This is a genomic window from Azospirillum sp. B2RO_4 (genome assembly GCF_051124815.1).
Taxonomy (GTDB): domain Bacteria; phylum Pseudomonadota; class Alphaproteobacteria; order Azospirillales; family Azospirillaceae; genus Azospirillum.
Genome location: NZ_CP118491.1, coordinates 241408 through 266166, shown reverse-complemented (window position 1 = coordinate 266166; position 24759 = coordinate 241408). Strand labels below are relative to the sequence as shown.

Here is a 24759-nt window from a genome sequence, read left to right as displayed (position 1 = left end):
AAAGCCCAGGCTGCACGCTCTGAAGCGGTCCACTCTGATAGCGTCGTATTCCTGAGCGTCATCGCAACCTCCCGTTACGGGCTTCATAATCAATATGGTGGCAATAATTTACATAGCAACAATCGTCTCCAAATATTTATACCGAAGCTCATTTGATATGAAATCACATACACTTTGATTGCCTTAATCAATATACGATTTTTCTGCCTCAATTTTGAATGCGATCCTTTCCTCCGCTCCATCGGGGCAGGTCGCGGCAACGCTGTTGCGATGCCCGGCTCAAGACGTCATGAACCGGACCGCCTCGACCGATTGCCAGATGGTGAAAGTCGCAACGAAGAGAACGGCGGCCGCCGCGGTCAGGGACAGCGCCAGCAACACCCCGTCCTCCTCAAGGTAAGCCAGGGCGATCAGCATGATCGTCACGGCCGGCACGATGTTGCTCAGGGGAATCGGGACGAAGAAGACGCTTGTCAGCGCGAGAACGACCAGCCCGACAACGCGCGTCGTCGCGTCGAACGGCGTCTTCCAGCGTGGGTGTATGACCGTCTCCATGCGCCTCAACACCGGCACGGCACGATCGACCAGCCGGACCAGGCGCCGTGTCGAAAAGCGCCGGGACGTGATCATCCGGGGAAACACCGGACTCTCGCGCGCCAGGATCATCTGGATCGCGGGAATGGTCAGCAGCAGCCCGACGACCGGCGAGGTTCCCGGCGCCAGCCCGATCAGCGCCAGCAGCAGCAGAACGATGCCGAAGGAGCGCTTGTGGAGTTTTTCCAGCAGCCAGCCGAGCGTGACGCAGTCGGCCGGAGCCTCGTCCAGCAAGCCACGCAGAACCTCGGATGTCGGGATATGCAGCGTCATGGCCGCCTCGCTCCGGCCGTTTGGGATCGTCGCCATCGGGCGGTCACGCCGGGATCTCGGGCGGTCACGCCGGGATCGACACCGTGACGGTGGTGCCGGGGCCGGAGCTGACGGTCACGCCGCCCTCGATCTGCTTGGCCAGCAACTCCATCAGGGTGAGGCCGAGCGAGCCGGTCCGCCGTTCATCGGGCATGCCGACGCCGTTGTCACCGATGGTCATGCACAGAAGGCTGCGCGAGCTGTGGCGGAACGAGACGACGATGCGGCCGGGGCGTCCATCGGGGAAGGCGTATTTCAGCGCATTGATCATCGCTTCGTTGGCGATGAGGGCCAGCGGGATGGCCTGATCCGGCTTCAGAAAGGCCTCGTCGGCGTCGACGTCCAGCACGATGTTCGGGCTGGGTGCGGCCCCGAAGGACGCCAGCAGGTCACGGCACAGCATCCCCAGATACCCGCCGAACTCGATCTCCTGCAGCCCCTGCGCCCGGTAGAGCTTCTCGTGGATCTCGGCCATGCGGTCCAGCCGCTCTACCGCACTGCGCAGCGCCTCCTGCACGGCCGCTTCCTGGCTCTGAGCGATGCTCAGCTGGATGCGCAGAAAGGACGAGGCCATCTGCAAGGTGTTCTTGACGCGGTGGTTCACCTCCCGCATCAGGTCGTCCTTGTCGCGCAGAAGCAAATCCTTGTCGTACAGTGTGTTGCGCAGCACCCGTTCCACTTCGATGCGGCGCTCGACTTCACTGGCGAGCTGGCGGTTGAGTTGGTCCAGCCGCTCGGTCCGCGACGAGACACGGCGGTCGAGTTCCTCGTTGAGCTGCCGCAATTGGTCTTCCGCCGCCTTGCGCTCGGTGATGTCGACAAAGGAGGCGAAGTGGTAGCGGATGCGCCCCTCCTCGAAGACGGGGGCGACATGCTGGAGCACCCACAGCAGCTTTCCGTCCTTCCGGTAAAGCTGCACCCCGCGCACGATGGCCTCCCCGGCACGCACGGTCAGATCGATGGCGCGCGCCACCTCCGGGTCGGTGTCGGCGCCGGACAGAAGGTGATAGCTCCTGCCCAGCACCTCCTCCCGCGCGTAGCCGCTCAGCTTGATGAACGCGGCGTTGACGAAAACGACCGGCACATCCGGCAGGGTCGGATCGGCGATCAGCATCGGCATCAAAGTCGATTCCGCGGCCACCACGAAGGGACCGCCACGCGCCTCCTCCGCATTGACCGTCTTCTCTGCGTCCTTCTGGTCGCGGGGATTACCGGGCATGCAACGCTCCCTGCGTTTGGTCATTTCTTTTAAAAAGATACAGGTGCGGATCACAGGCTCATTATGCGCAAAAGTGGCGCCGTCACATCGCCCGACGCCCGATCGGACAGGACAAACATATTAATTGTCCAGAAAAGATAACTTCCTCGAAATCACGAATTTGAAAACACCGGCCACATGTCTTCAAATGCCTTCTCCTTTTATCTTACGATTTATAGTGGATTCCTCATAATTATATTTCTGCACCGATTGAATTTTTGCAGCGCAGCATAATATTTGCCTAAGTCATTCAGGTCGAGCCCGGCGCTCCCTGACACACCCGACCACCATCCCGAACAGTCATGGAGACGACATGGACGACGGCACGCACCCGACTCCCACCACCCGCCCCACCATTCACAGCGCCAGCGACGAGGCCGCGGCAAGTGCCGAGGCATCCAAGAGGCCCAACATCCGCCCCAGCATCCGCAGCGCCAGTGAAGAGCAGGCGCCGAAAGCCGGCGCAGCGGCAGCGCAGGCCTCCCGCGGTCTGGGCCAGCAGCCGAGGCCCTGGCCGCCGAAGCTGTCCGGCAGCGGCAGCATGGGTGGTCTTCCGGATGCCGGACAGACGACGGAATCCGGCAATGCTCCGGCAGCGGGGTATGGGATGGTCTTCTCGGAGGCCGTCACCTTCATGAACCAGGCGGTCGACCGCCAGAACGAGATGATGAGCGGCATGCTCCGGGCCCGTGGCCCGCAGGACGTCATGATGGCGGGCAGCCGCTACCTGCTCGGCGGCTGGCTGGCCTTCTTCGAGGCCAATGCCCGCATCTCCCAGGCTGCATCCCGCTTTGCGGAAGACGCCAAGTACAACCCGACACGGCCCGGCCTCTGACACCGCTGGAATCCAACCGCCTCTTTCCAGCTTCCTGGTCCCGCGGAACCGCGGCACCAGAACCGCAGGAGGACCTCCGTTGACCAGTTCGGAAAACGGGCCGCAGACGCTTCTCGCCGTCGAAGAGCGGGTGAGCGTGCGCAAACATACCGAGGTGACCGGGACCGTCCGCGCCCACACCCTCAGCCACGAACACGAGCTGCCTGTCGAAACCGACCTGTCGGTGGAGACGCTGGAGGTCGAGCGGGTCCCCATCGGTCGCTTCGTCGACGGCCCGATCGCCGACCGCCAGGACGGCGATACCACCGTCATCTCGGTGATCGAGGAGGTGGCGGTCGTGGAGGTCCGCCTGAAGCTGGTGGAAGAGGTCCGGATCACCCGCCGCACCACGAGCCGCAAGATGACCGACCACGTCACGGTGCGCCGTCAGGAGGTGATCATCGACCAGGACCCGTCTTTGGACGCCCCCGTGACCTGAGCGGCCCGACTTACCTCAAGAAACTGAAATATTTTAAATCCTACTGGAGACTATCATGAGCACGATCATCGTTGGACTTTACAAGGAAAGCGGTTCCGCCCAGAAGGCCTTCCAGGCCCTGATCGCGGCGGGCTGCCAGGAAGCGGACATCGAGACCTTCGGCGGCGCCGACAGCGCCGACAAGGCCGCCCAGGGCCTGCTGGGGCACGGCTTCGAGAAGGAACTGGCCGAGCAGTACGGTGCAGCCATCCGGGAGGGCCACACCCTGGTGGCGGCCGACATCGCCGACCAGGACGCCGACGCGGCGGAAGCCATCCTCGATGAAAACGGGTCCGTCGACCTGCCCACCCCCTCGGCGGCGGGTAAGCCGGCCCAGAAGGCGGCCAACGGCGGCAGCGTCGAGCAGGAGACCCTCCAGTCGGTGAAGGAGGAGGTCGAGATCGGCAAGCGCCGGGTCGCCAAGGGCGGGGTGAAGGCCACGTCGGAGGTCACCGAGACGCCGGTCCGGGAAACCGTGACGCTGCGCGACGAGGCGGTGGACGTGGAACACCGCAAGGTCGACCGGCCCCTGAGCGCCGGTGAGGAGAAGGCCGCCTTCGGCGAGAAGACCATCGAGCTGACGGCGACCTCCGAAAAGCCGGAGATCACCAAGGAGGCCCGCGTCGTCGAAGAGGTCGTGCTGTCCAAGACGGCGTCCGAACAGGAAAAGACCGTGGAGGCCGTCGCCCGCCGCACCGACGTCAAGGTGGAGCCGGTCGGCGGCAAGGCGGGCAACAAGCGCTGATTTGAAAAGCGCATGAAAACTGCGGACCTGAACCGCACATGAGGACGACAAGACAGCCTTCGCCTCGGTCACAACCATCTCGGTTGTGACCGAGGCGAAGGCCGATCTGCCGAATGCCTCCAGAAGAACGCCGGCTCTTGCAAGTTCTGGAAAGATGCTGGACGACGGGGACAGCGCGGTCCGCTCTTGCAGGTTGTCAGGCCTCCAAGAACTATCTTTAATATTAATTGAAAAGTCCTTGTTCAATCACCAGATAAATTCTTCTGAGGCCACTCCAGGCTCTCTTCTTCATGCTGATGATTCCAGGTCTGAAGCTCTTCCTGGCGTGACTCGATCCAGACGGCATGATCGCCGCCGTCTTTGCCGACAAGACCGGCCCAGATCGGAGAGCATCCATGGATGCCAGGACAAGGCTCGCCTTCTTCATCTTGAAAACGCATTCCGGCTGGATCGTCCGGGTGGACGGCTTCGTCTATCCGCCCTGCACAACCCAAGCCGATGCGTTCGCCAAAGCCATTCGCGAAGCCAGAGCAGCGGAACGCCTCGGCTTCGCCAGCCTTGTGCTGGCACAATCGGCGGCGGGGGAACCCTGTTCTGTCCGCTGGTCCTGTGCCGGCGCCGCCGGAGTTCCAAGGGCAGACACCGAAACTCCGCAATCGGCAATTCCGCCCATGCCGGGCATCCCGCTGTTCGCACACCGACCGGAGGAACGCCGATGACCACCCTGTTCCACTCCATCGACGGGCGATACCCCCAAGGCGCCGACGTGCTGCGTGAACAGCTGCGCTGGGGGGATGCCGAACGCCGTTGGCATCCGGCTCCCCACAACAGTCTGCCCGACCAACTCCCCCCTGGCTACCCACCGCCGGGCCACGCCTGCCTGCTGCGGGGCGCCCTGCTGACCCGTCTCACCACGGCTTGCGCCGCGGTCGGCACGACCGCCATGAAGAAAGGGTGATCCCATGAGCCTTTCGGCCCATTACATCGTGTCATGCCAAGCGGATGGCTGGTTCATCATGCTTGAAGGGGAGCGCTACGGCCCCTTTCTCGACGGTCAGGTCGGCGCCCTCATCGCCGCGGTGCAGGCCGCCAACCATGCCGGAAAGGATGGGCACGACGCCCGTGTGCTGCTGCACACGAAGGACGGAGGCGTCTCCACCGCCTGGATCTTCGGCACCGACAGCTACCCGTCACCCTGGGTGGAGGAACTGCATCGGATCGCCTTGCTGCCGCGCCGGGAGCGTGTCCGCGCGTCTGTCCCTCCGGGTCCCTCGATGACGCTGGATGTTGCGGTCGCCGGTCAGGCGTGACCGGACGGCGATGCCCACGGGCGGGGGGGGAATCAGGTGGCCACCTCATCCGTCCAGACCTGGAACGCCGTCAGCGTGTTGGGGCCGAAGGTGTGGGTGAGCGGCACGTCGGCCGCGTCGCGCCCCTGCGCGATCAGGATGCGCCCGATCCGGGGGGCATTGTTCCGCGGGTCGAAGACATGCCAGCGGCCGCCCAGATACACCTCCATCCAGGCTGCGAAATCCATCGGCGCATAAGGCGGCGGCAGACCGATATCGCTGATGTAGCCGGTGCAGTAGCGCGCGGGAATGTTCATCGCGCGGCAGAAGGCGATGGCGAGATGGGCGTAGTCGCGGCAGACCCCGCGCTTCTCTGCATAGGTCTGGGCGGCAGTCCGCGTCGGACGCGAATGCTCGTAGCCGAAGGTCACATGGCTGTGGACGAAGTCGCAGATCGCCTGAACCCGTGCCCAGCCCGGCGCGGTGCCCGAGAACAGCCGCCAAGCCTCATCCGACAGGACATCGGTCTCGCAATAGCGGCTGCCCAGCAGGAACAGCAGGGTGTCGGCCGGCAATTCATCGACACGGTGCTGGACGGCGCCGGGCTCGGCCGGATCCGGCACTCCACTGTCGCGGATGATGCTGTCGGCCCCGATGGTGACCGGGCCGGCGGGCGCCACCAGCCGGCTGCACCAGTTGCCGAAACTGTCGCGGTAGCCCTGGATCGGCACCGGAACGCTGGTGACGATATGGTCGGGACGCTCCAGGTCGCCGACGCGCGTGTAATGCACGTTCAGCATCACGATCATCGGCGTTGGGGCGGGAAAGCTGAAATTCAACTGATAACCCAAGCGTATGCGCATGATGGCCTTCCGATGAAAAGACGTGCCGGCGACATACCGGTGCGTGTCGGCGCCAACCGGTGGCGGCAGGGCGCCGGTGCAAAAACCCAGCTTTATAAGGGCGGATGTCCGGCCGCAGTCCCGGGATCGAAGGTTGACGCTGGGAGGTGACGGTTCCGCAACCTGAGCAACCGACAGTCATGGTATCGGGTACAAGAGCGCGTTGAACCGCTGTTCGCCTTCCGGCTGTCAAGACAGAACTGGTCTGCATCGTCGCGCCCGCCACATTCAAGGTCCTTTGACCGCGCTTGGTGATGGCTTCCGAAAGGTACGCCTGGGTCATCGCACGGTTCCTGATTTTTCATCGATCAGTTGTCGTCTCCCGGCGGGGCAGGAGAGATCTGACGTGATGAACCAATGTGGAAAGACTGTAGGGTTTGCGCAGGACGATCAACCGTCCCGGCACCTCCTGCGGAATATATTCGCTGTAGCCGGTCATGATGATGACCGGCAACTCGGCATTCCGACGCCGGATCATTCGGATCAGAGCCTCGCCGCCCATGACAGGCATCCGCATGTCGGTCAACAAAATGGCAGCAGGATCCTTTTCGTCAACCTCCAGCGCCTGCACCCCATTTTGAGTGAGGGTGACCCGGTAGCCTTCAGCCTCGAGGAATTCTGCCAACGCTGTCGCCGTAAGATTTTTATCCTCGGCGATGAGAAGGTGAGGATGATTGAGCATGCTTCGATACCAACACACCCGGAGTGATTTGGACAGCCATCAATGCTCATGTGCCGCTCTCAGAGAGGAATCTCTGCATGGTTCTTTTGCTCCAGGGGCGCTTTATTGCAGCGGCAATGACGACGGCGTTGTCTTAACGCGACCGGCGTGAAGCGATTGTTTCAAACGACCTGCTGTAATATCATCCAACGGCAGGCCGTCACCGCGTTGCAAGACACTCCCTGGCCGCTGGACTGACCACCGCCACGAAGACCGAGGAGTGCGCCGTTCCCAATCCAGGAAATGGCGATGCACCGCAGGGCAGGTTCCCTCCATGCAGCGGCACTTCCATACGCTTCGAAAGACGTATCGCACATGATTTCCATCACCAGGACGGAAATCATTCCATCATCACTTCGGAACGCCTGAAATATTGACCGTTCCAGATCGGCGTGAACACAATGCCGGAGAAGCCACTCATCTGCCGATTTTCGGTGAAACTCGGCGGAGAGTTCCATACGGTCACGGCCTCTATTCATCTCGACGTCCCTACATTCGTGAGATTTGAGATGAATGCTCCATCAGGCAATTCCCCATCCATGGTTGTGGCCATGTGGAGTGACGGGCAATGGAATGTCTTCGAGGGTGATCGAAGTGCCGACCCACGGCACCTGCTGGCCATCACCCTGGCCTTCGGCACAATGACCTTTGGTCCTCCTGGCAGTGATTGGCTGCTTGTTCGGGATCTCCTGATCAACCTCACCCAGTCGGCTGTGGTTCATTACCGCTGACGGGCGCCGGTGGCGATGCCAGGACTGCGCACCCCGAGCATCAGGCTCATAAGCTCGTGGGTCGTCGGTCTGCAATTGAAAAGTTCCCCCAAGAAAAATCCTTTTTATTACAGTGATCTACGACTGAAATCCGATCGACTCAGCCTGACCGGGGCAGTTATTTCGACGCCCAAATCTTTCAAAGAAAATTTTCAAAAGAAAGCGACACAGGGAATAAACCGCGGACAGCGGCGGAGACCGGGAGTTTGTCGTTGCGTCCGGCACCGGCGCCGCTTAGATGCCGGGAACGTCCGCCCGTCCCGGGAGGCCCCAACAGCCGCGTTCCGCCATGTCCCTGCCCCCCATTCCCCTCCTTCCCAAACGGAAGGACACGGACGACCGGCAGTCCGAACATCCCGGCTCCGCGCATCCCGGGTCCCCGCACCCAGCTCCGGAGGGCCGTCACGGCGGCTGGTTCCGCAGCCGCCTGTTCCTGCTCCGCGCCCTGGCCAGCCGGAATGTCCGCGACAATGATTTCGCCATCGTCGCCCTCGGGGTGCTTGCCGCGGCGCTGATCGCCGGCGGGGTCGCCCTGCTCCAGAAAGCCGTCGGGCTGCTGCATTCGGTGCTCTTCGATCTGCCGCGCGGCGCCCATCTCAGCGCAGGCGTGGCCATCGGCCCCTGGCAGCCGCTGGTCATCCCGATGGTCGGCGGGCTGGCGCTCGGCATTTTCGGCAGCTTCGCCCGGCGCCTGCGGGCGAAGGACATCGTCGACCCCATCGAGGCGAACGCGCTCTACGGCGGCACGATGTCCCTGCTCGACAGCCTCCGCCTCGCCGCCTCCACCCTGATGTCCAACGCCTTCGGCGCCTCGGTCGGCATGGAGGCGGCATACACCCAGGTGGGGGCGGGCGTCACCTCCACGGCCGGGCAGGCCTTCAAGCTTCGCCGCGCCGACCTGCGGATCCTGGTCGGCTGCGGTGCCGCCGCCGCCATCGCCGCCGCGTTCAACGCCCCGCTCGCCGGGGCCTTCTATGCCTTCGAACTGGTGATCGGCAGCTATACGCTCGCCGCCCTGGCGCCGGTCAGCCTGTCCGCCATCACCGCCGGCATCATCACCCGCTGGACCACCGGCCACGACACCATCTTCGCCGTCTACGACGCCGTCAGCGTGGGGCCGAGCGACTATCCCTTCTTCGTCCTGGTCGGCGTCGGGGCCGCCATCCTCGGCATCGCCACGATGAAGGCGGTGACGCTGGCGGAGCGGCTGTTCCGGGCGGCGCATGTCCCCGGCTGGCTCAGACCGGCCGTCGGGGGCCTGCTGGTCGGGGCGATCGCCATGCTCTACCCGCAGGTGCTGGGCAGCGGCCACGGCGCGATCCAGCACAACATCATCCTCGGCTATGACGGGATCGTCCTGGCGGGCCTGCTGGCCGCCAAGGTCGTCGCCTCGTCCATCTCCCTCGGCGCGGGCTTCCGCGGCGGGCTGTTCAGCTCCTCGCTGTTCCTGGGCAGCCTGTACGGCAGCCTCTTCGTGAAGATCGCCGGCTGGCTGCTGCCCGACGTCGGCATCCACTATACCGCCTTCATCCTGGTCGGGATGGGGTCGGTCGCCGCCGCCATCGTCGGCGCCCCGCTCACCATGGTCATGCTGGTCCAGGAAGCCACCGCCGACTTTCCCGTCACCCTCGGCGTGCTCACCAGCGTGGCGGTCGCGACGATGATCGTGCGCCGGATGTTCGGCCACTCCTTCGCCACCTGGCGCTTCCACCTGCGCGGCCTGCCCATCCACGGCGCCCACGACATCGGCTGGATCGAGACCCTGACGGTAGGACGGATGATGCGCCGCGACGCCAAGAGCGTCCCCGCCTCCATGAAGCTGGCCGAGCTGCGCCGCAGCTTCCCGCTCGGCAGCGCCAAGCAGGTCTTCGTGTTCGACGAGCGCGGAGCCTATGCCGGCATCGTCACGCTTTCCACCGTGCATGACCCGACCCTGCAGGAGGACATGGAGCAGCGCACCGCCGGCGATCTCGCCCGGTCGGCGGATGCCGTCCTGCTGCCGGGACAGAATGTGCGCAGCGCCCTCAAGCTCTTCACCGACACGGAGGAGGAAAGCCTTCCGGTCGTGGAGAGCGCGACGACGAAGCGGCTGGTCGGCTATCTGACGGAAGCCTACGCGCTGCGCCGCTACAACCAGGAACTGGAACGCAAGCGCGCCGAGGAACTGGGAGAACGGCACCTCTTCGGCTGAGCGTTCGGCCGATCGGCCGGCTGATCGTTCGCTTGATCGGCGGGCATCCTCCACCCTCCTGTTCTTCTGCCACGTCCCCCTCTCCGAACGCGCGAAGCCGTGCCTGCCGGCGGCGGATTTATGCTCGTGCCCATACCGGCGTCCACCGGCCTTCGGCAACCCTGACAGCAGTGGGAGGTTGGCATGAGTATGATAAGGCGCAGCTCCGCCGAGTTTCTCGGAACATTCTGGCTGGTCTTCGGCGGCTGCGGCAGCGCCGTGCTCGCCGCCGCCTTTCCGCAGGTCGGGATCGGGCTGCTCGGCGTCTCCCTCGCCTTCGGCCTTACCGTCCTGACCATGGCCTATTCCATCGGCCACATCTCCGGCTGCCACCTGAACCCGGCGGTCACCGTCGGGCTGTGGGCGGGCGGGCGGTTCCCGGCCAAGGACATCCTGCCCTACGTGCTGGCCCAGCTGGTCGGAGCCTTCGCGGCGGCCCTGGTCCTGTATGTCATCGCCACCGGAAAAGCCGACTACAGCCTGGCCGTCAACGGCCTCGCCGCCAACGGGTACGAGGCGCATTCGCCCGGCCAGTACGGCATCACCTCGGCCCTGATGATCGAGCTGGTGCTGACCTTCTTCTTCGTGCTGGTGATCCTGGGCTCCACCGACCGGCGGGCGCCGGCCGGCTTCGCGCCGCTGGCCATCGGCATGGCGCTCGTCCTCATCCACCTGATCAGCATCCCGGTGACCAACACGTCGGTGAACCCGGCGCGCAGCACCGGTCCGGCGCTGGTGGTCGGCGGATGGGCGCTGCAGCAGCTCTGGCTGTTCTGGATCGCCCCGCTGGCCGGCGGACTGGCGGGCGGACTGGCCTACCGCGCGCTTGCCGAGGAGGCACCGGCGAAGCCCGCCATCACCGGGCAGGCGGAAAGCTCCTCCACCTGATCCGGACGTGATCGAAGGGACCGGTTCGCAGGGACCGGTCCCGGATCGCCCGCCCCCGGATTGCACGCCCCCGGATTGCACGCCGATGTCGCAACGTCCTGCTTCCGTCCACTGTTATTCAGGCAGGACAGACGGCGCAGAAGGCGTATCCATGCGGCAGTTCGACCCCGATTCCAATCCGATGACCGAGGCCGATTACGGCATCGTGCTGGGCCTGTTCATCGGCATCTATCTCGGCCTCCTGGTGGTGTCGGCGCTGCCCTGAGCCTCATTGGCCTGACCACCTTCCTCACGGCCCCTCCGGCAGCATCAGGCAGCGGTTGACCAGATTCATCAGCTCGCTCTGGCGGGTGGTTCCGGTCTTGGCGAAGATGCTGCGCAGCTGGCTGCGCACGGTGCTGATCGCCACGCCGCGGCGGTCGCCGATCTCGGCCGGGGTCAGGTCGGCCAGCAGGTCGGCGACCAGGGCGGCCTCCACCGGCGTCAGGCCGAACAGTCCGCCCAGCCGCGCCCCCAGCCCCGGCGCCACGGCGGCCGGATCGACGATGTAGACCACCGCCCGGATGCGGGCGCCGTCTCCTCCCCCGCCGCCGGCATCGCCGAACGGCCCCGCCGCCTCGGGCGACAGCGGCAGAACGGTCAGCAGATAGGGCGCCCGGCCGGACGGGCGCGACACCCGGAGGTCGACCGCCTCGCCCCGGCGCGCCGCCACGGTCCTGGCGCCCGCCGACACCGCCGCCTCCAGCGCATGGGCAAGCCGGCGCGCCTCGGCCCCCTGCTCGGCCTGCAGGCGTCCCTGCTGAAGCCGCAGCCCGTCCCGCGCGTCGACCATCACCTGCCCGGCCCGGTTCAGGCAGAGGAGCCGTCCGGCGGCGTCGAGCAGGGCGACCCCCATCGGCAGGCGGTCGATCATCCGGCCGCTCCACAGGACCTCCTCTTCCCGGCCGTCCTGGCGCGACAGCAGCCGGACGCGCAGCCGGATCGCCCGCTGGAGATGCGGGGCGCAGTCCTGCAGGAGCCGTATCGTCTCGTCGGGAAAGGGGGAGGCGTCGGCCGGGCGGTAGAGGCTCAGCACCGGCTGCAGCGGCGCCAGTTCGCCGCCGTCGGACAGGGCGAGCGCGCACAGCCGGCCCATGCCGTGATCCCGCAGCAGCTCATTGAAGAAGGCGGAGCGCCGCAGCACCGCATCGGACACCAGTTCCTCGCCGCGGCGGACCTCGCAGCGGCTCAGCAGGCCGCGCGCCGCCGCCGCGTTCGCCCAGACGTCGCGGTGACGGAAATGGGTGGTGTAGTCGGCCAGCTGCCTGTCCGTGATGTTGTGGCGGGCCCATAGCGCCGCAGTCCGGCTGTCGTGATGGGGGGCGGTCGTGAACAGGAAGCCGTGCGTCGCATCGCTCAAGCCGCAGAGCCGCTCCAGGATGCCGGCCCAGCGCTCCGGAAAGGTCACCGCGTCGTAGATGTCCTCGATCAGCGAGTCCGCAGCTTGCGCCATGGGGAAATCCTCCGCTCGACAACAATTCCCCGTAGGCAATCGCCGGCGCTCAAGACCAATCGGTTGCGTATGACCATCGGCAGAGCGTTTCGTCCGTCATGTGAAGGATGCGGTCGCTGGGATTTTCCTCAAAAGTCGCTTGATCGCCCCCTGCCGGAAACAGGAGCCATCGAAGCGGAGCAAGGCCCCCATGACGGACGACTGCGGAATGGACGGCGCCATCCTGCCGGCGGCCTGCCGGCCGGTCCTGCGCAGGATCGGGGACCGGGTGCGCTGGGCACTGGTCGCCGACCGCAGTCCGCTGCTGCGCGAGGGGCTGCGGCTTTATCTGGAAACGCTGGGATGGCGGGTCGTGGCGGGCGGCACGATGGACGAAGGGCTGGCGCTGCTGGCGCGGGGACCCCTGGTTCCCGACCTGATCGTGGTGGGGGATACGGGTCCGGAGCGCCGGGGAGCTTGCGGACGGTGGCCCTTGGTCTTCGACCGGCTGGCGGCGATGCGCGGTGCCGTTCGCCCCGTCCTGCTGTCGATCGCCGCGGCGAACCACGACCTGACGGTCCGGGCCCGCGACCGCGGCTTGGAGGCGATCCACATCGACATGCCGCCGCTGAACCTGGAGGAGCTGCTGCTGAACTGCGTCCGGCGGATCGAACGGGGCGAGAGGGCGAGGGTGAGATGACGGCGTGGGATGAAGATATATTTTCATGAAACCATATCATCTTATCGGTGCGTGATCTGCTTTGCTGACGGAGCATGAATTGGTTCTGTGACGAGATGCCGGGCCGGCAAGCCGCATCCGAGTTGACAACGGCGGCGCCTGGGCGGCTTTTCAACCGGACCGAACCGCAAGTTCGCCACCGCAAGAGCCGCACCGCCTCCATCATGCCCGACGAGTCACACCCGGCCCCGAACGCCAATCGCCGCAGAGCCGCCTTCTTCGACCGTGACGGCGTGCTGAACGAGGACATCGGCTTCGCCCACCGCCCCGACCAGATCACCTGGATGCCGGGGGCGAGGGAGGCGGTGAAGCGGCTGAACGATGCCGGCTTCCTCGTCTTCGTCGTCACCAACCAGGCCGGCGTCGCCCGCGGTCTCTACGGCGAAGAGCATGTGCGGACCCTGCATCGCTGGATGCAGCAGGAACTGCGTGCCGTCGGCGCCCATGTCGACGCCTTCTATCACTGCCCGCACCATCCCGAGCATGGCGAGCCGCCCTACCGGACCGCCTGCGCCTGCCGCAAGCCGGAGCCGGGGATGCTGCTGCAGGCGATGGCCGAGTGGCCGGTGGAGCCGAAGGGCAGCTTCCTGATCGGCGACCGCGACACCGACCTGCAGGCGGCGCAGCGGGCGGGCATCGAAGGCACGCTCTACCGCGGCGGCGACCTCGACGCCGTCGTCGCCGGGATCATGGCAAGGACGGCGTGACGGCTAGGACAGCCAGCCTTCGACCGACGGCGCCAGCCACCGCCACAGCAGGGCGCCCGCCGCCAGCCAGAGGGCGATCATGACCGCGGCGGCGGCGATGCTGACCGGGCGGGCCGGGCGGCGCGCCGCGGTGGCCCGGTGTTCGGCCAGAAGCTCCGGCGGGATCAGGCGGACGACCAGCAGGATGCCGAGCGGCACGATCAGCAGATCGTCCAGATAGCCCAGCACCGGGATGAAATCGGGGATCAGGTCAATCGGGCTCAGCGCATAGGCGGCGACCGCCATCGCCAGAAGGCGGACAGGCCAGGGGGTGCGCGGGTCGCGCGCCGCCAGATAGACCGCCAGCACATCGCGCTTGATCGCGCGCGCCCTTGCCGTCGCCCTTGCCGTCGCGGATGTCTTCGCGGATGCCATTGCCGCCGATCCTATCCTCCGGAGCGGATATTTCAACGCGCGGGACTGCGATGCCTGGGACTGCGACGCCTGGGATCACCCGAACGGGAGGGACGCGGTGCCGGTGGTCCTGGGACAGGGCCGCCATGGGTAGGATCGGCGATCCTTCGGAATAAACCTCCCGCGTCCTTTTTCACCCCCCGCAATCAGTCGTAGGTTTTGTTGCCCATTCGAACAGCTTTTCCAAGAAACGCCTTTGAACATCACCCGGAGGCTCCCATGCGGTTCCCGGTGCTCGACGGCTGGCGTGGCCTGTGCGCGTTATGCGTGGCCCTGTACCATTTGCACAGCATCGATCATTTCCACATGCTCGACTTCGTGCGCGGCAGCTATCTTTTTGTCGATTTCTTCTTTGTTTTGAGCGGCTTTGTCATCGTCCACGCCTATTCCGGCCGCATCGGCGGCGGAAAGTCGGCCGGGACCTTCCTGGTCCGGCGGTTCGGCCGGGTCTGGCCGCTGCATGCGGCGGTGCTGCTGGCCTTCGTGGCGCTGGAATGCGTGAAGGCGGTCTCCGGACCACCCGGCGGCCCTGCTGGAACCGCCGCCTTCACCGGGACCTATGCGCCCTCGGCCCTGGTCAGCAACCTCGCCCTGGTCCATGCGCTGGGGGTGGAGGATCAATGGACCTGGAACATCCCGAGCTGGTCGATCAGCGCGGAATTCTTCGTCTACATCACCTTCGCCATCCTCTGCCTGACGGTGCGCCGGCCCGGCGTGCTGGTCGTGGCGATGGGCATGCTCGCCGTCGCCGGCGCCCTGGTGGTGATGCGCTTTTCCGCCAACCACATCGACACCAGCATCGACTACGGCTATTTCCGCTGCCTCTACGGCTTCTTCACCGGCTGCCTCGTCTACCGGCTGTATCGGGCGGCGGCCGGCTGGCAACCGCCCCGCCTTGCCGGCGGGCTGGCCGAGGCTGGGGCGCTGCTGGCGGTGGTGGCCTTCGTCTCGGCCGCGGGGGGCAACGCCCTGTCGCTGGCGGCGCCGCTCCTGTTCGGGCTGGTGGTGTGGGTGTTCGCCTTCGAAGCCGGGCCGGTCTCCCGCCTGCTGGCGACCTCTCCCTTCCAGCGGCTGGGCGCCTGGTCCTACTCGATCTACATGGTGCATGCCCTGCTGGTCGCCGTGCTGCAGAAAGGCACGACGGTGATGCAGGGGGTCCTCGGCCGGCCGCTGTTCGTCGAGCGCGAGGTGGAGGGCGGCAGCGACCGGCTGCTCTCCTTCGGCGACGCCTGGGTGATGGATCTGGTGAGCGGCGGCTATCTGCTGGCGGTGGTCGCCCTGTCGGCCCTGACCTACCGCTTCATCGAACTGCCCGGGCAGGCGATGGTCAACGGCCTGCCGGTCGGGTCGCGCAAAGCCGCGCCGGCCAACCCGCCGGCCAAGCCGCCGCCCAGCCCACCGATGGCCGAGGCGGCCTGAACGCCGGCCACAGCCATCACCCCTGGCCATCATCGGAGAAGCGTCAGGCCCGTCAATGCCGGGCGAAGACCTGCGGTCCGCCGGCGGCGCCGAACAGCATGACCTGATAGGGCTGGCCGACGCCCATGTCCATGCCGGGGGCGTCCTGCGGCATGCCGGGGACCGCCAGCCCGCGGGCCTGCGGCCGTTCGGCCAGCAGCCGCCGCACGTCGTCGGCCGGCACATGGCCCTCCAGCACATAGCCGCCGACCCGCGCCGTGTGGCAGGAGGCGAGGTCGTCCGGCACGCCGGCAATGCGCTTCATCGGCGTCACGTCGTCGACGGTGTGGACGGTGACCTCGAAACCGGCGGCGCGCATATGCCGCACCCAGCCCTCGCAGCATTCGCAGCTCGCGGCCTTCCAGACCTCCACCGCGGCCCCTCCGGCGGGAACGGCGGCGCGGACCATGCCCGGCAGCCCCATCGACCCGAGGCCGAGCGCCAGAACCGTCATCGCCGCCCCCTGCAACATCGTCCGCCGCGTCATGCTCATGGAATTTCTCCTAACGAAATCAGGTCTCTGGTCCGAACACTCAAGCACGGACGGACAGAAGGCGCAGGGCGTTGGCGGTGACCAGCACGGTGGCGCCGGTGTCCGCCAGGATCGCGGGCCACAGCCCGGTGACGCCCAACACGGTGGTGAGCAGGAAGACAGCCTTCAAGCCCAAAGCCAATGCGATGTTTTGCCGTATGTTGGCCATGGTGCGGCGTGACAACGCCACCATCGCCGCCACGTCGCCGACCCGGCCGTGCAGGATGGCGGCGTCGGCCGTCTCCAGCGCCACGTCGGTGCCGCCGCCCATCGCGATGCCGACATCGGCGGCGGCGAGCGCCGGGGCGTCGTTGATGCCGTCGCCGACCTTCGCCACCCGCTGCCCGCCGGCCTGGAGGCCGCGGACGATGCGCAGCTTGTCGTCCGGCAGCAGTTCGGCATGGGCCGTCATGCCCAACGCTCCGGCGACCGCCCCGGCCGTCCGGGCATTGTCGCCGGTCACCATCAGCGAGCGGATGCCGGCACGGTCCAGCGCCGCGATTCCGCTGCGGGCGTCGGGGCGCGGCTCGTCGCGCATGGCGATCAGACCAGCGGCGATGCCGTCCACCAGCAGGACGGAGACCGTCTTGCCCGCCTCGGCGAAGGCCGCGGCCTGCTCCGCCTGCGCAGGCCTCAGGGCGGAGGCGGAGGCGGCGGCCTGGGGCGACAGCAGCGCCACCGTACGGCCGTCCACCCGGCCGGTCAGGCCGGCGCCGGGCAGGGCGGTGACCCCGTCGGCCGCGGGCGGGGCGATGCCGCGGTCGGCCGCCGCGGCCAGGATGGCGCGGGCCAGCGGGTGGCTCGCCCCGGCTTCCAGCGCCGCGGCGTCGGCCAGCAGCTCCGCCTCGCTTCCCCGCAAGGGAACCAGATCGGTGACGCGGGGCCGACCCTCCGTCAGGGTGCCGGTCTTGTCGAAGGCGACGGTGGTGATGCGGCCCAGCGCCTCCAGCACCGCGCCGCCCTTCAACAGCAGCCCGCGCCGGGCGCCGTTCGACAGGCCGGCGGCGATGGCCGCCGGGGTGGAGATCACCAGCGCACAGGGGCAGCCGATCAGCAGGACCGCCAGGGCGCGGTAGATCCACTCCGTCCAGACGCCGCCGAAAGCCAGCGGCGGCACCAGGGCGACCAGGGCCGCTACGGCGACGATGCCTGGCGTGTAGAAACGGGCGAAGCGGTCGATCAGCCGCTCGGTCGGGGCCTTGCCCGCCTGTGCCTCCTCCACCAGCCGGACGATGCGGGCGATGGTGTTGTCGCGCGCCGCGGCGGTGACGCGGACGCGCAGCGCGCCGTCGGCGTTGATGGTGCCGGCGAAGACCGCATCGCCCTCACCCTTCGGCTTCGGCACGCTTTCGCCCGTGACGGGGGACTCGTCGACGGCGCTGCGGCCGGACAGCACGATGCCGTCGGCCGCCACCCGGTCGCCCGGCCGCACCAGGATGACGGAGCCGACGGCCAGCCCGGTAGCGGGAACGGCCTGCGGAGCACCGCCGTCGCGTTCCAGCAGCGCGGTGTCGGGGACCAGCGCGGTCAGGCCGCGGATGCCGGCCCGCGCCCGGCCGGCCGCCACCCCCTCCAGCAGCTCGCCGATCAGGAAGAGGACAAGGACGGTCGCCGCCTCCTCCACCGCGCCGATCAGCAGCGCGCCGATGGCGGCGACCGTCATCAGCATTTCGATGGAGAAGGGGGTTCCCGCCCGTGCCGCCGCCAGGGCGCGGCGCGCCACCGGGACCAGCCCGACCAGCAGCGCCAGCGGGAAGGCCCAGGGCTCAGCCGCCGGCACCAGCAGGCCGAGCACCGTCGCGGCGGCCAGGGCCGCACCGGCCGCCATCGTCAGCCGGGCCTTGGGCCCGCGCCACCAGGGCGCCTCATCCGCATCGCCGTGCGAGTGGGAATGGAAGTGTGAATGGGTTTCGGACCCGCAGCAGCAGCCGCCGCAAGCAGCATCCGGGCCTTCGGCAATCGGATCGGCGGGGACGGCGCCATAGCCGAGCGCGGCCAGCGGACGGACCACCGCGTCGGCGCCGAGCGCTTCCTCGTGGGAGACGGCCACCGTGCCGGCGGGCACCGACACCCGGACCTCATGGATCCCCGGCACCCGGCGCAGCGCCGTCTCGATCTTGGCGGCGCAGGATCCGCAATCCATGCCGGAAACCCGGTAGCGGCTGGTGCGCGGGGCGGCGCCGGCCTGCATCCCGGACTGGGAGTCGGAGAGGGATCCGTGCATGGAAGAGGCTCCTCGATCATGGCCGGTTGTCGGCAGGTCCCCCGAAGCCTAAATTCTCCAGCGACTAGAGGATCAAGAGGGAAATGCCGACCATGTCCAGCCTGCCCACTGCCCTGGCCATCGGCGCGCTCGCCAAGCGGACCGGCGTGAAGATCCCGACCATCCGCTATTACGAGAGCATCGGCCTGCTGCCGGAGGCGCCGCGCACCGGCAGCAACCGGCGCAGCTACGACGACACGGCGGTCAACCGCCTGCGCTTCATCCGCCATGCCCGCGAACTGGGCTTCGAGGTGGAGGCGATCCGCCAGCTGCTGGCCATGGCCGACGATCCGGGCCGGCCCTGCCGCGAGGCCGACCTGCTGGCCCGCACCCATCTGGCCGAGATCGAATCCCGGATCGCCCGGCTGGAGGCCCTGCGCGACGAGGTGCGGCGGATGGTGGAGGGCTGCGCCCAGGACCAGGTGCGCAGCTGCCACGTGATCGAGGTACTGGCCGACCATGCCCACTGCCTGCACGACCGGCATTGACGGAACAGCCCCCTCCGGGACGAAGCGCCGCAGCGGACAAGCGGGCCCTATGACCTGCGGCCGGTTGCCCGGCGGGCGGCGGCGTCTATAGTCACGCCCATGTAGTGTCGAAACCTTCCGTGCGTCTGGACGGCGAACGCCACTCGGCCCGTTGTGCTTGGGCCATCACGGGAGGAAGCGGATCGTCATGGCGACAGGACCGGGGATGGATGCGGGCGCGGCGGTGAGGGCGGATCGGATACGGACTTCATGCTGCGGCTTCTGAGAACCAACCGTCCGCTCCAGCGCATCGGGGCGCTCGGCGTGGCCGTGCTGGCGGTGCTGTGCGGCGGCACCGCGATCGTCCTGAACCGGCTGCATGACGAGACGCTGGCCGAGGCCACGCTGGGCCTGCGCACGCTCAACGCCTCGCTGGCCGAGCAGACGGCCCGCGCCATCGAAGGGATCGACCTGACCGTCGGCGGGGTCGCCGAGCAGATCCCGCTTGAGAACCGGCGCAGCCTCGACGCCTTCAAGCGGCTGCGCTTCGAGCGGCAGGTCTACGAGATCCTGAAGGCCAAGGCGTCCAGCCTGCCGCAGATGGAGGCGCTGAGCCTGATCGCCGCCGACGGCGCGCTGGTGAACTTCACCCGCCAGTTCCCGGCGCCGACGCTCGACCTGTCCCGGCGCGACTATGTGCTGGCGCTCAAGGACGGCGACCCCGGACAGGCCTATCTCAGCCGGCCGACGAAGAGCATGGTCACCGGGGAATGGACGCTCTACATCGCGCGGCGCGTGAACGCCCCCGACGGCGCGATGGTCGGGCTGGTCGTCGGGGCCATCCGCCTGTCCTATTTCGAAGAGTTCTACCGCAGCCTCCATGTGGTGCCGGGCAGCGGCTTCAGCCTGTGGTGGCGCGACGGCATGCTGCTGGCGCGCTTCCCACCGGTGCCGGACAAGATCGGCACCCTCGCCGCCGACCCCGCCATCGACAGCCAGATCGCCCTGTCGGGCACCGCCACCACCACCCTGCAGCGCTCGATCGACGGCAAGGACCGCATCCTGTCCGTCCAGCTCCTGCGCAGCTATCCCCTGACCGTCTCGGTCAGCCGGACGCGGGAGGAGGTCATGGCCCGCTGGCGGAGTCAGGCGGTCGTCATCGCCGGCGCCGGGCTGGTCAGCGCGGTGGCGCTCGCCCTGATGCTGTGGGCGATGGCGCGCCAGTTCCTGGCCTACGAGACCGCCAACCGCGCGCTCGGCGAGCGCCGGCAGGCGGTCGAGGCCCGCGACGAGGCGGAGGAGCATGTCCGCCAGTTGCAGAAGATGGAGGCGCTGGGCCAGCTGACCGGCGGCGTCGCCCACGACTTCAACAACCTGCTGCAGGCGGTGCGCTCCAGCCTGCACATGCTGGAGGCCGGCGGCGAACTGCGCGGGAAGGAAAGCCGCCGGGCGCTGGAGGTGGCAAGCCAGGCGGTCGAGCGCGGCGCCACCCTGACCCAGCACCTGCTGGCCTTCGCCCGCCGCCAGCAGCTGGCCCCGGCGCCGGTCGACCTCGGCGCCCAGGTGGCGGGGATGGCGACGCTGCTGGACCGCACGCTGGGCGGCGCCATCCGCATCCGCATCGACCGCGACGACGCCGTGCCGCCGGCCCTGGTCGATCCCCACCAGTTCGACATCGCCCTGCTGAACCTCGCCATCAACGCCCGCGACGCCATGCCGGACGGCGGCACCCTGACCATCGCCGTGACCAGCCTGTCGGTGGGAGCGGGAAAGAACGCGGAGAAGGGGACGGTCGACGGGATTTCTCCCGCCCTGACGCCGGGCGGCTATGTCGCCGTGACCGTGCGCGACAGCGGCACCGGCATGCCGCCGGAGGTGCTGGCGCGGGCCTGCGACCCCTTCTTCACCACCAAGCCGGTCGGGCAGGGCAGCGGGCTGGGGCTGAGCATGGTGCATGGCCTGACGGCGCAGTCCGGCGGCGGCATGCGCCTGGAAAGCCATCCCGGCCTCGGCACCGCGGTGACGCTGTACCTGCCCCACGCCCCGGTTCCGGCGGACGGCGGGTCCGACGCGCCCGATGGGGCCGCCGCCGGAAAGCAGCCGCTGTCCGTGCCAGCCGCCGCCACCCAGTCCGCCGCCGCCGTCCGCGTACTGCTGGTCGAGGACGACGCCCTGGTCCGCATGGCGAACGCCGCGGTGCTCGACGAGGCCGGCATCCTGGTGTCGGAAGCCTCCAGCGGCGAGGAGGCCCTGGCTCTGCTGGAGGCGGACGAGGGGATCGGCGTCCTGGTGACCGACTTCGCCATGCCCGGCATGACCGGCGCCGACCTGACCCGCCTCGTCCGCCGTCACCGCCCCGGCCTGCCGGTCCTGATCGTCACCGGCTATGCCGAAAAGGCGGTGCTGCAGGATCTGGGGCGCGAGCCCGGCATCCGCATCCTGTCCAAGCCGGTCCCGCCGGCGGCGCTGATCGGGCACATCATGGCGACGATTTAGAAAGCGCCGTGCCTCACCCGCCCCGCACCGGGAAGCAGCCGCGGCCGGCCGTCTTCAGGGCGCTGCAGGCGGCGTCGGCAGTCGCGGCGGGGAATCCGGTCAGGCGGGCCTTGTAGAGGCCGCCGGAACGGACCACCGCGGGACTGGCGCCGGCGGCGAGGCTTCCCAGGCGCTTGGCCGTGTCGCGGGCGCTACGCGCCGCGGCGGCATGGCTGGCGAAGGCGCCGACCTGGATGGACCAGGAACCGCCGGCCGATTTTTTGGCAGCGGCTTCCGTGGCGGCCGGCTTCACCGAAGGAACGGCGACGCTCACCGCCGTGCTGCGTTCGGCGGTCGAGGCGCTGTTCCTGGTGATCACCAGATCCGGCTGCACCGGCGCCGGCCGGGACGGGCTGGTCCGGCGCTTGAAGCCTGCGTCCAGCAGGTCGGCGACGCGATCGTCGCGGGCGTCGGCGCTGTGCCCGCCCAGCACCACCGCGATCAGGCGGCGGCCGTCCCGCACCGCCGAGGCGGCAAGGTTGAAGCCGGACGCGGCGATATAGCCGGTCTTGATGCCGTCCATGCCGGGATAGCGCGCCATCAGGCGGTTGTGGCCATAGACGGTATCGCCCTGCCAGTCGAAGCTGCGGCGCTTGAAATAGGCATAATATTTGGCATGGCTGCGGATCAGCGCCCGGGACAGGATCGCCATGTCGCGCGCCGTCGTCCGCTGCAGCCGGTCGGGCAGGCCCGAGGCGTTGCGGAACACCGTGTGGCGCATGCCGAGCCGGCGGGCGCGCGCCGTCATCTTCCTGGCGAAGGCAGGCTCGTTGCCGCCCAGCGCCTCGCCCAGCACCACCGCGACGTCGTTGGCCGAGCGGGTGACCAGCGCCAGGATCGCCTGCTCCACCGTGATGGTGCTGCCGGGCGCCAGCCACAGCCGCGACGGCGGCATCGACGCCGCATGCCGCGACACCACGAGCCTCTGGTTCAGCCGCAGCGTGCCGCGGTCCAGCGCCTCGAAGGTCAGCATCAGCGTCATCATCTTGGTCAGCGAGGCCGGGTAGGTCAGCCGGTCGGCATTGTGCGCCCGCAGGACCTTGCCGCTGTGCGCGTCCATCAGGATCTCCGCGGCGACCGGCGTCCAGGCCTTCTTGGCCGATCTCCTGGCCGAGGCCGGCAGGGGCGCCAGCAGGACCGCGACAATGGTCAGGGAGAGCAGCAGCAGCGTCGAAACGCGGGCGAGCAGGGGCATCGTCTCTGGTCCGGCGGTTGGTGCAGCCCCGCTGCGGCGCGGGCGCTGTCGGCGTTGCGGGTTCCCCCTTGTTCAGGACGGGAGAGGGCGGGGCGGCTGCCGGGCGGCGTCATCCGTCGGACAGCATCGAACGGACCATGGCGCGGAAGGCATCGACCGCCACCGGCTTGGCCAGCATGCGCATGTTGCGGCCAAGCCCATCCTCGCCATCGCCGGGCCTGTCGTCCAGGGCTTGGAAGGCATAGCCGGTCAGGAACAGGACCTTCAGATCGGGATAATGCGCCTGCGCCGCCTCCGCCAGCTGGCGGCCGTTCAGGCCGGGCAGCCCGACGTCGGTCACCAGCAGATCGACCGGCGGCTTCGCTTCCGGACCTGCCGCGGCCAGACGGGCGAGCGCCGCGGGGCCGTCGGCGGCCTCCAACACGGTGTAGCCGTCGCCCTCCAGCACCTCCACCAGCAGCATGCGGACCAGTTCCTCGTCCTCCACCACCAGCACCGTGCCCCGTCCGGCCCGGCCGATGGGCGGGGCGGGGATGGCGGCGGGGGCAGCGGAGGGGGAGGGGGCGGGCGCCGACTGCGCGGCGGCGTCCCGGTCGCGCGGCAGGTGGAGATGCACCGCGGTGCCGCGGCCGACCGCGCTGTCGATGCGGACGAAGCCGCCGGACTGGCGGGCGAAGCCGTAGAGCTGGCTCAGCCCCAGCCCGGTGCCCTGGCCGATCGGCTTGGTGGTGAAGAAGGGTTCGAAGACGCGGGCGAGCACGTCCGGCGGCATGCCGGTGCCGCTGTCGCGCACGGTCAGCACGGCATAGTCGCCGGGCTCCACCCCAGGATCGTTGACGAGGTCGGCCGGCCGCAGGCTGGCGTTGGCGGTCTCCACCGTCACGCATCCGCCCTCGGGCATGGCGTCGCGGGCGTTGATGACCAGGTTGAGCAGGGCGCTTTCGATCTGGTTCACATCGGCATGGACCGGCCACAGCGGCTCCGCCAGCCGGCGCTCCAGCCGGATCTCCTCGCCCACCGAACGGCCCAGCAGGTCCCACAGCCCGACCACCAGCAGGTTGAGGTCGGCGCGTTCCGGCTTCAGCGGCTGGCGCCGGGCGAAGGCCAGCAGGCGCCGGGTCAGGCTGGCGGCCCGGTCCACGGCGGCGCGGGCGGTGGCGGCGAAGGGGGCGATGTCGGTACGGCCGGCCGAGAGGCGCTGCTCGATCAGCTCCAGGCTGCTGCTGATGGCCTGCAGCAAGTTGTTGAAGTCGTGGGCGACGCCGCCGGTCAGCTGGCCGACCGCCTCCATCTTCTGCGCCTGGGCCAGGGCCTCGCGCGCCTCGTCCAGCGCCTGCTGGGCCTTGCGGCGTTCGGTGATGTCGCGGGTGACCTTGGCGAAGCCGCGCAAAGTCCCGGTCTCGTCGCGGATGGGGTCGATGACGACGCTGGCCCAGAAGCGGGTGCCGTCCTTGCGCAGGCGCCAGCCCTCCGCCTCGAACTTGCCCTCCGACAGGGCGGTGGCGAGTGCGCGCTGCGGCATGCCGGCGGCGCGGTCCTCTTCCGTATAGAAGCTGGAGAAGTGGCGGCCGATGATCTCGTCGGCGGCATAGCCCTTCATCCGGGCCGCCCCCGCATTCCAGCTGCGGACGACGCCGGTGGGGTCGAGCATGAAGATGGCGTAGTCAACCACGCTCTGGACCAGCAGGCGGAACTGCCGTTCGCCGGAGATGGGCTCCCAGGCGGGCGCGACACGTTCGTCCTTCATAACAACGACTTTCCGGAACACGGGAGGAAACAAACGTCCCGATGATCCGCGCTCGATACCGACAGGGTCAATAACCCAATACGAATATCCAGGTATTATTCCGTCGCATTACGCGGAATTTGCCGGGAATT

At 68.1% G+C, this 24759-nt stretch carries 24 protein-coding genes; 14 read left to right on the top strand and 10 right to left on the bottom strand.

What is annotated here, in order from left to right; all coding sequences use genetic code 11:
- Positions 1 to 279: 279 nt before the first annotated feature.
- Together PWS46_RS29515 and PWS46_RS29510 are read right to left on the bottom strand one after the other, a co-directional pair.
- Complete coding sequence (locus PWS46_RS29515) at positions 280 to 867, bottom strand: exopolysaccharide biosynthesis protein (RefSeq protein ID WP_434625364.1); 588 nt, start codon at positions 865 to 867, stop codon at positions 280 to 282.
- Between the two features lie 64 nt (positions 868 to 931).
- Positions 932 to 2125, bottom strand: a complete 1194-nt coding sequence (locus tag PWS46_RS29510) for a sensor histidine kinase (RefSeq protein WP_434625362.1) — start codon at positions 2123 to 2125, stop codon at positions 932 to 934.
- Between the two features lie 352 nt (positions 2126 to 2477).
- Here PWS46_RS29510 and PWS46_RS29505 point away from each other — a divergent pair, with 352 nt between their 5' ends.
- The 6 genes from PWS46_RS29505 to PWS46_RS29480 all read left to right on the top strand — a co-directional run bounded on the left by PWS46_RS29505 (position 2478) and on the right by PWS46_RS29480 (position 5571).
- The gene (locus PWS46_RS29505; protein WP_434625360.1) at positions 2478 to 2999 is read left to right on the top strand and encodes a hypothetical protein; all 522 of its coding nucleotides are present in this window, start codon (positions 2478 to 2480) and stop codon (positions 2997 to 2999) included.
- A gap of 79 nt (positions 3000 to 3078) precedes the next feature.
- Complete coding sequence (locus PWS46_RS29500; protein ID WP_434625358.1) at positions 3079 to 3477, top strand: DUF2382 domain-containing protein; 399 nt, start codon at positions 3079 to 3081, stop codon at positions 3475 to 3477.
- 55 nt (positions 3478 to 3532) lie between these two features.
- Positions 3533 to 4261: a YsnF/AvaK domain-containing protein gene (locus tag PWS46_RS29495; RefSeq protein WP_434625356.1), complete on the top strand. Its 729-nt coding sequence runs from the start codon at positions 3533 to 3535 to the stop codon at positions 4259 to 4261.
- A 344-nt stretch (positions 4262 to 4605) separates the two neighbouring features.
- A complete protein-coding gene (locus PWS46_RS29490; protein ID WP_434625354.1) occupies positions 4606 to 4980 on the top strand; it encodes a hypothetical protein in 375 nt (124 codons plus the stop codon).
- Positions 4977 to 5219, top strand: a complete 243-nt coding sequence (locus PWS46_RS29485; protein WP_434625352.1) for a hypothetical protein — start codon at positions 4977 to 4979, stop codon at positions 5217 to 5219. Before PWS46_RS29490 ends, PWS46_RS29485 begins: the two co-directional genes overlap by 4 nt.
- Positions 5220 to 5223: 4 nt before the next feature.
- Positions 5224 to 5571: a hypothetical protein gene (locus PWS46_RS29480; protein WP_413342573.1), complete on the top strand. Its 348-nt coding sequence runs from the start codon at positions 5224 to 5226 to the stop codon at positions 5569 to 5571.
- A 32-nt stretch (positions 5572 to 5603) separates the two neighbouring features.
- On the opposite strand, the gene PWS46_RS29475 is transcribed toward PWS46_RS29480, so the two are convergent.
- On the bottom strand, positions 5604 to 6413 hold the full coding sequence (locus PWS46_RS29475) for a transglutaminase-like domain-containing protein (protein WP_434625350.1): 810 nt from the start codon (positions 6411 to 6413) through the stop codon (positions 5604 to 5606).
- A 340-nt stretch (positions 6414 to 6753) separates the two neighbouring features.
- A complete protein-coding gene (locus PWS46_RS29470; protein ID WP_434625348.1) occupies positions 6754 to 7134 on the bottom strand; it encodes a response regulator in 381 nt (126 codons plus the stop codon).
- A gap of 440 nt (positions 7135 to 7574) precedes the next feature.
- On the opposite strand from PWS46_RS29470, the gene PWS46_RS29465 reads away from it, so the two are divergent.
- The 3 genes from PWS46_RS29465 to aqpZ all read left to right on the top strand — a co-directional run bounded on the left by PWS46_RS29465 (position 7575) and on the right by aqpZ (position 11061).
- Positions 7575 to 7904 (top strand): hypothetical protein, encoded by a 330-nt coding sequence (locus PWS46_RS29465; protein WP_434625346.1) that lies wholly within the window; start codon positions 7575 to 7577, stop codon positions 7902 to 7904.
- A 328-nt stretch (positions 7905 to 8232) separates the two neighbouring features.
- A complete protein-coding gene (locus PWS46_RS29460) occupies positions 8233 to 10134 on the top strand; it encodes a chloride channel protein (RefSeq protein ID WP_434625344.1) in 1902 nt (633 codons plus the stop codon).
- Between the two features lie 189 nt (positions 10135 to 10323).
- Positions 10324 to 11061, top strand: a complete 738-nt coding sequence (aqpZ, locus tag PWS46_RS29455; protein WP_434625679.1) for an aquaporin Z — start codon at positions 10324 to 10326, stop codon at positions 11059 to 11061.
- A 289-nt stretch (positions 11062 to 11350) separates the two neighbouring features.
- Here the strand turns inward: aqpZ and PWS46_RS29450 are convergent, their stop codons facing one another.
- Positions 11351 to 12553 carry a helix-turn-helix transcriptional regulator gene (locus PWS46_RS29450; RefSeq protein WP_434625342.1) on the bottom strand — a complete coding sequence of 401 codons (1203 nt, stop codon included), beginning with the start codon at positions 12551 to 12553 and terminating at the stop codon, positions 11351 to 11353.
- Between the two features lie 190 nt (positions 12554 to 12743).
- On the opposite strand from PWS46_RS29450, the gene PWS46_RS29445 reads away from it, so the two are divergent.
- Complete coding sequence (locus PWS46_RS29445; RefSeq protein ID WP_434625340.1) at positions 12744 to 13232, top strand: hypothetical protein; 489 nt, start codon at positions 12744 to 12746, stop codon at positions 13230 to 13232.
- A 203-nt stretch (positions 13233 to 13435) separates the two neighbouring features.
- The gene (locus PWS46_RS29440; RefSeq protein WP_434625338.1) at positions 13436 to 13978 is read left to right on the top strand and encodes a D-glycero-alpha-D-manno-heptose-1,7-bisphosphate 7-phosphatase; all 543 of its coding nucleotides are present in this window, start codon (positions 13436 to 13438) and stop codon (positions 13976 to 13978) included.
- A gap of 3 nt (positions 13979 to 13981) precedes the next feature.
- Here the strand turns inward: PWS46_RS29440 and PWS46_RS29435 are convergent, their stop codons facing one another.
- The gene (locus PWS46_RS29435) at positions 13982 to 14392 is read right to left on the bottom strand and encodes a YkvA family protein (protein ID WP_434625336.1); all 411 of its coding nucleotides are present in this window, start codon (positions 14390 to 14392) and stop codon (positions 13982 to 13984) included.
- 258 nt (positions 14393 to 14650) lie between these two features.
- Between PWS46_RS29435 and PWS46_RS29430 the strand changes: the two genes are divergently transcribed.
- Positions 14651 to 15850: an acyltransferase family protein gene (locus PWS46_RS29430; RefSeq protein ID WP_434625334.1), complete on the top strand. Its 1200-nt coding sequence runs from the start codon at positions 14651 to 14653 to the stop codon at positions 15848 to 15850.
- 52 nt (positions 15851 to 15902) lie between these two features.
- Here PWS46_RS29430 and PWS46_RS29425 read toward each other — a convergent pair whose 3' ends face one another.
- Together PWS46_RS29425 and PWS46_RS29420 are read right to left on the bottom strand one after the other, a co-directional pair.
- Positions 15903 to 16382, bottom strand: a complete 480-nt coding sequence (locus PWS46_RS29425; RefSeq protein ID WP_434625332.1) for a DUF411 domain-containing protein — start codon at positions 16380 to 16382, stop codon at positions 15903 to 15905.
- A gap of 40 nt (positions 16383 to 16422) precedes the next feature.
- Entirely contained in the window at positions 16423 to 18645 is a 2223-nt protein-coding gene (locus PWS46_RS29420; protein ID WP_434625330.1) for a heavy metal translocating P-type ATPase, read from the bottom strand.
- A 92-nt stretch (positions 18646 to 18737) separates the two neighbouring features.
- On the opposite strand from PWS46_RS29420, the gene PWS46_RS29415 reads away from it, so the two are divergent.
- Together PWS46_RS29415 and PWS46_RS29410 are read left to right on the top strand one after the other, a co-directional pair.
- Positions 18738 to 19172: a MerR family transcriptional regulator gene (locus tag PWS46_RS29415; RefSeq protein WP_434625328.1), complete on the top strand. Its 435-nt coding sequence runs from the start codon at positions 18738 to 18740 to the stop codon at positions 19170 to 19172.
- Positions 19173 to 19421: 249 nt separating this feature from the next.
- Positions 19422 to 21647 (top strand): response regulator, encoded by a 2226-nt coding sequence (locus PWS46_RS29410; protein WP_434625326.1) that lies wholly within the window; start codon positions 19422 to 19424, stop codon positions 21645 to 21647.
- Between the two features lie 13 nt (positions 21648 to 21660).
- Here PWS46_RS29410 and PWS46_RS29405 read toward each other — a convergent pair whose 3' ends face one another.
- Entirely contained in the window at positions 21661 to 22881 is a 1221-nt protein-coding gene (locus PWS46_RS29405; RefSeq protein ID WP_434625324.1) for a D-alanyl-D-alanine carboxypeptidase family protein, read from the bottom strand.
- A gap of 109 nt (positions 22882 to 22990) precedes the next feature.
- Positions 22991 to 24628 carry a PAS domain S-box protein gene (locus tag PWS46_RS29400; protein ID WP_434625322.1) on the bottom strand — a complete coding sequence of 546 codons (1638 nt, stop codon included), beginning with the start codon at positions 24626 to 24628 and terminating at the stop codon, positions 22991 to 22993.
- Positions 24629 to 24759: the final 131 nt, after the last annotated feature.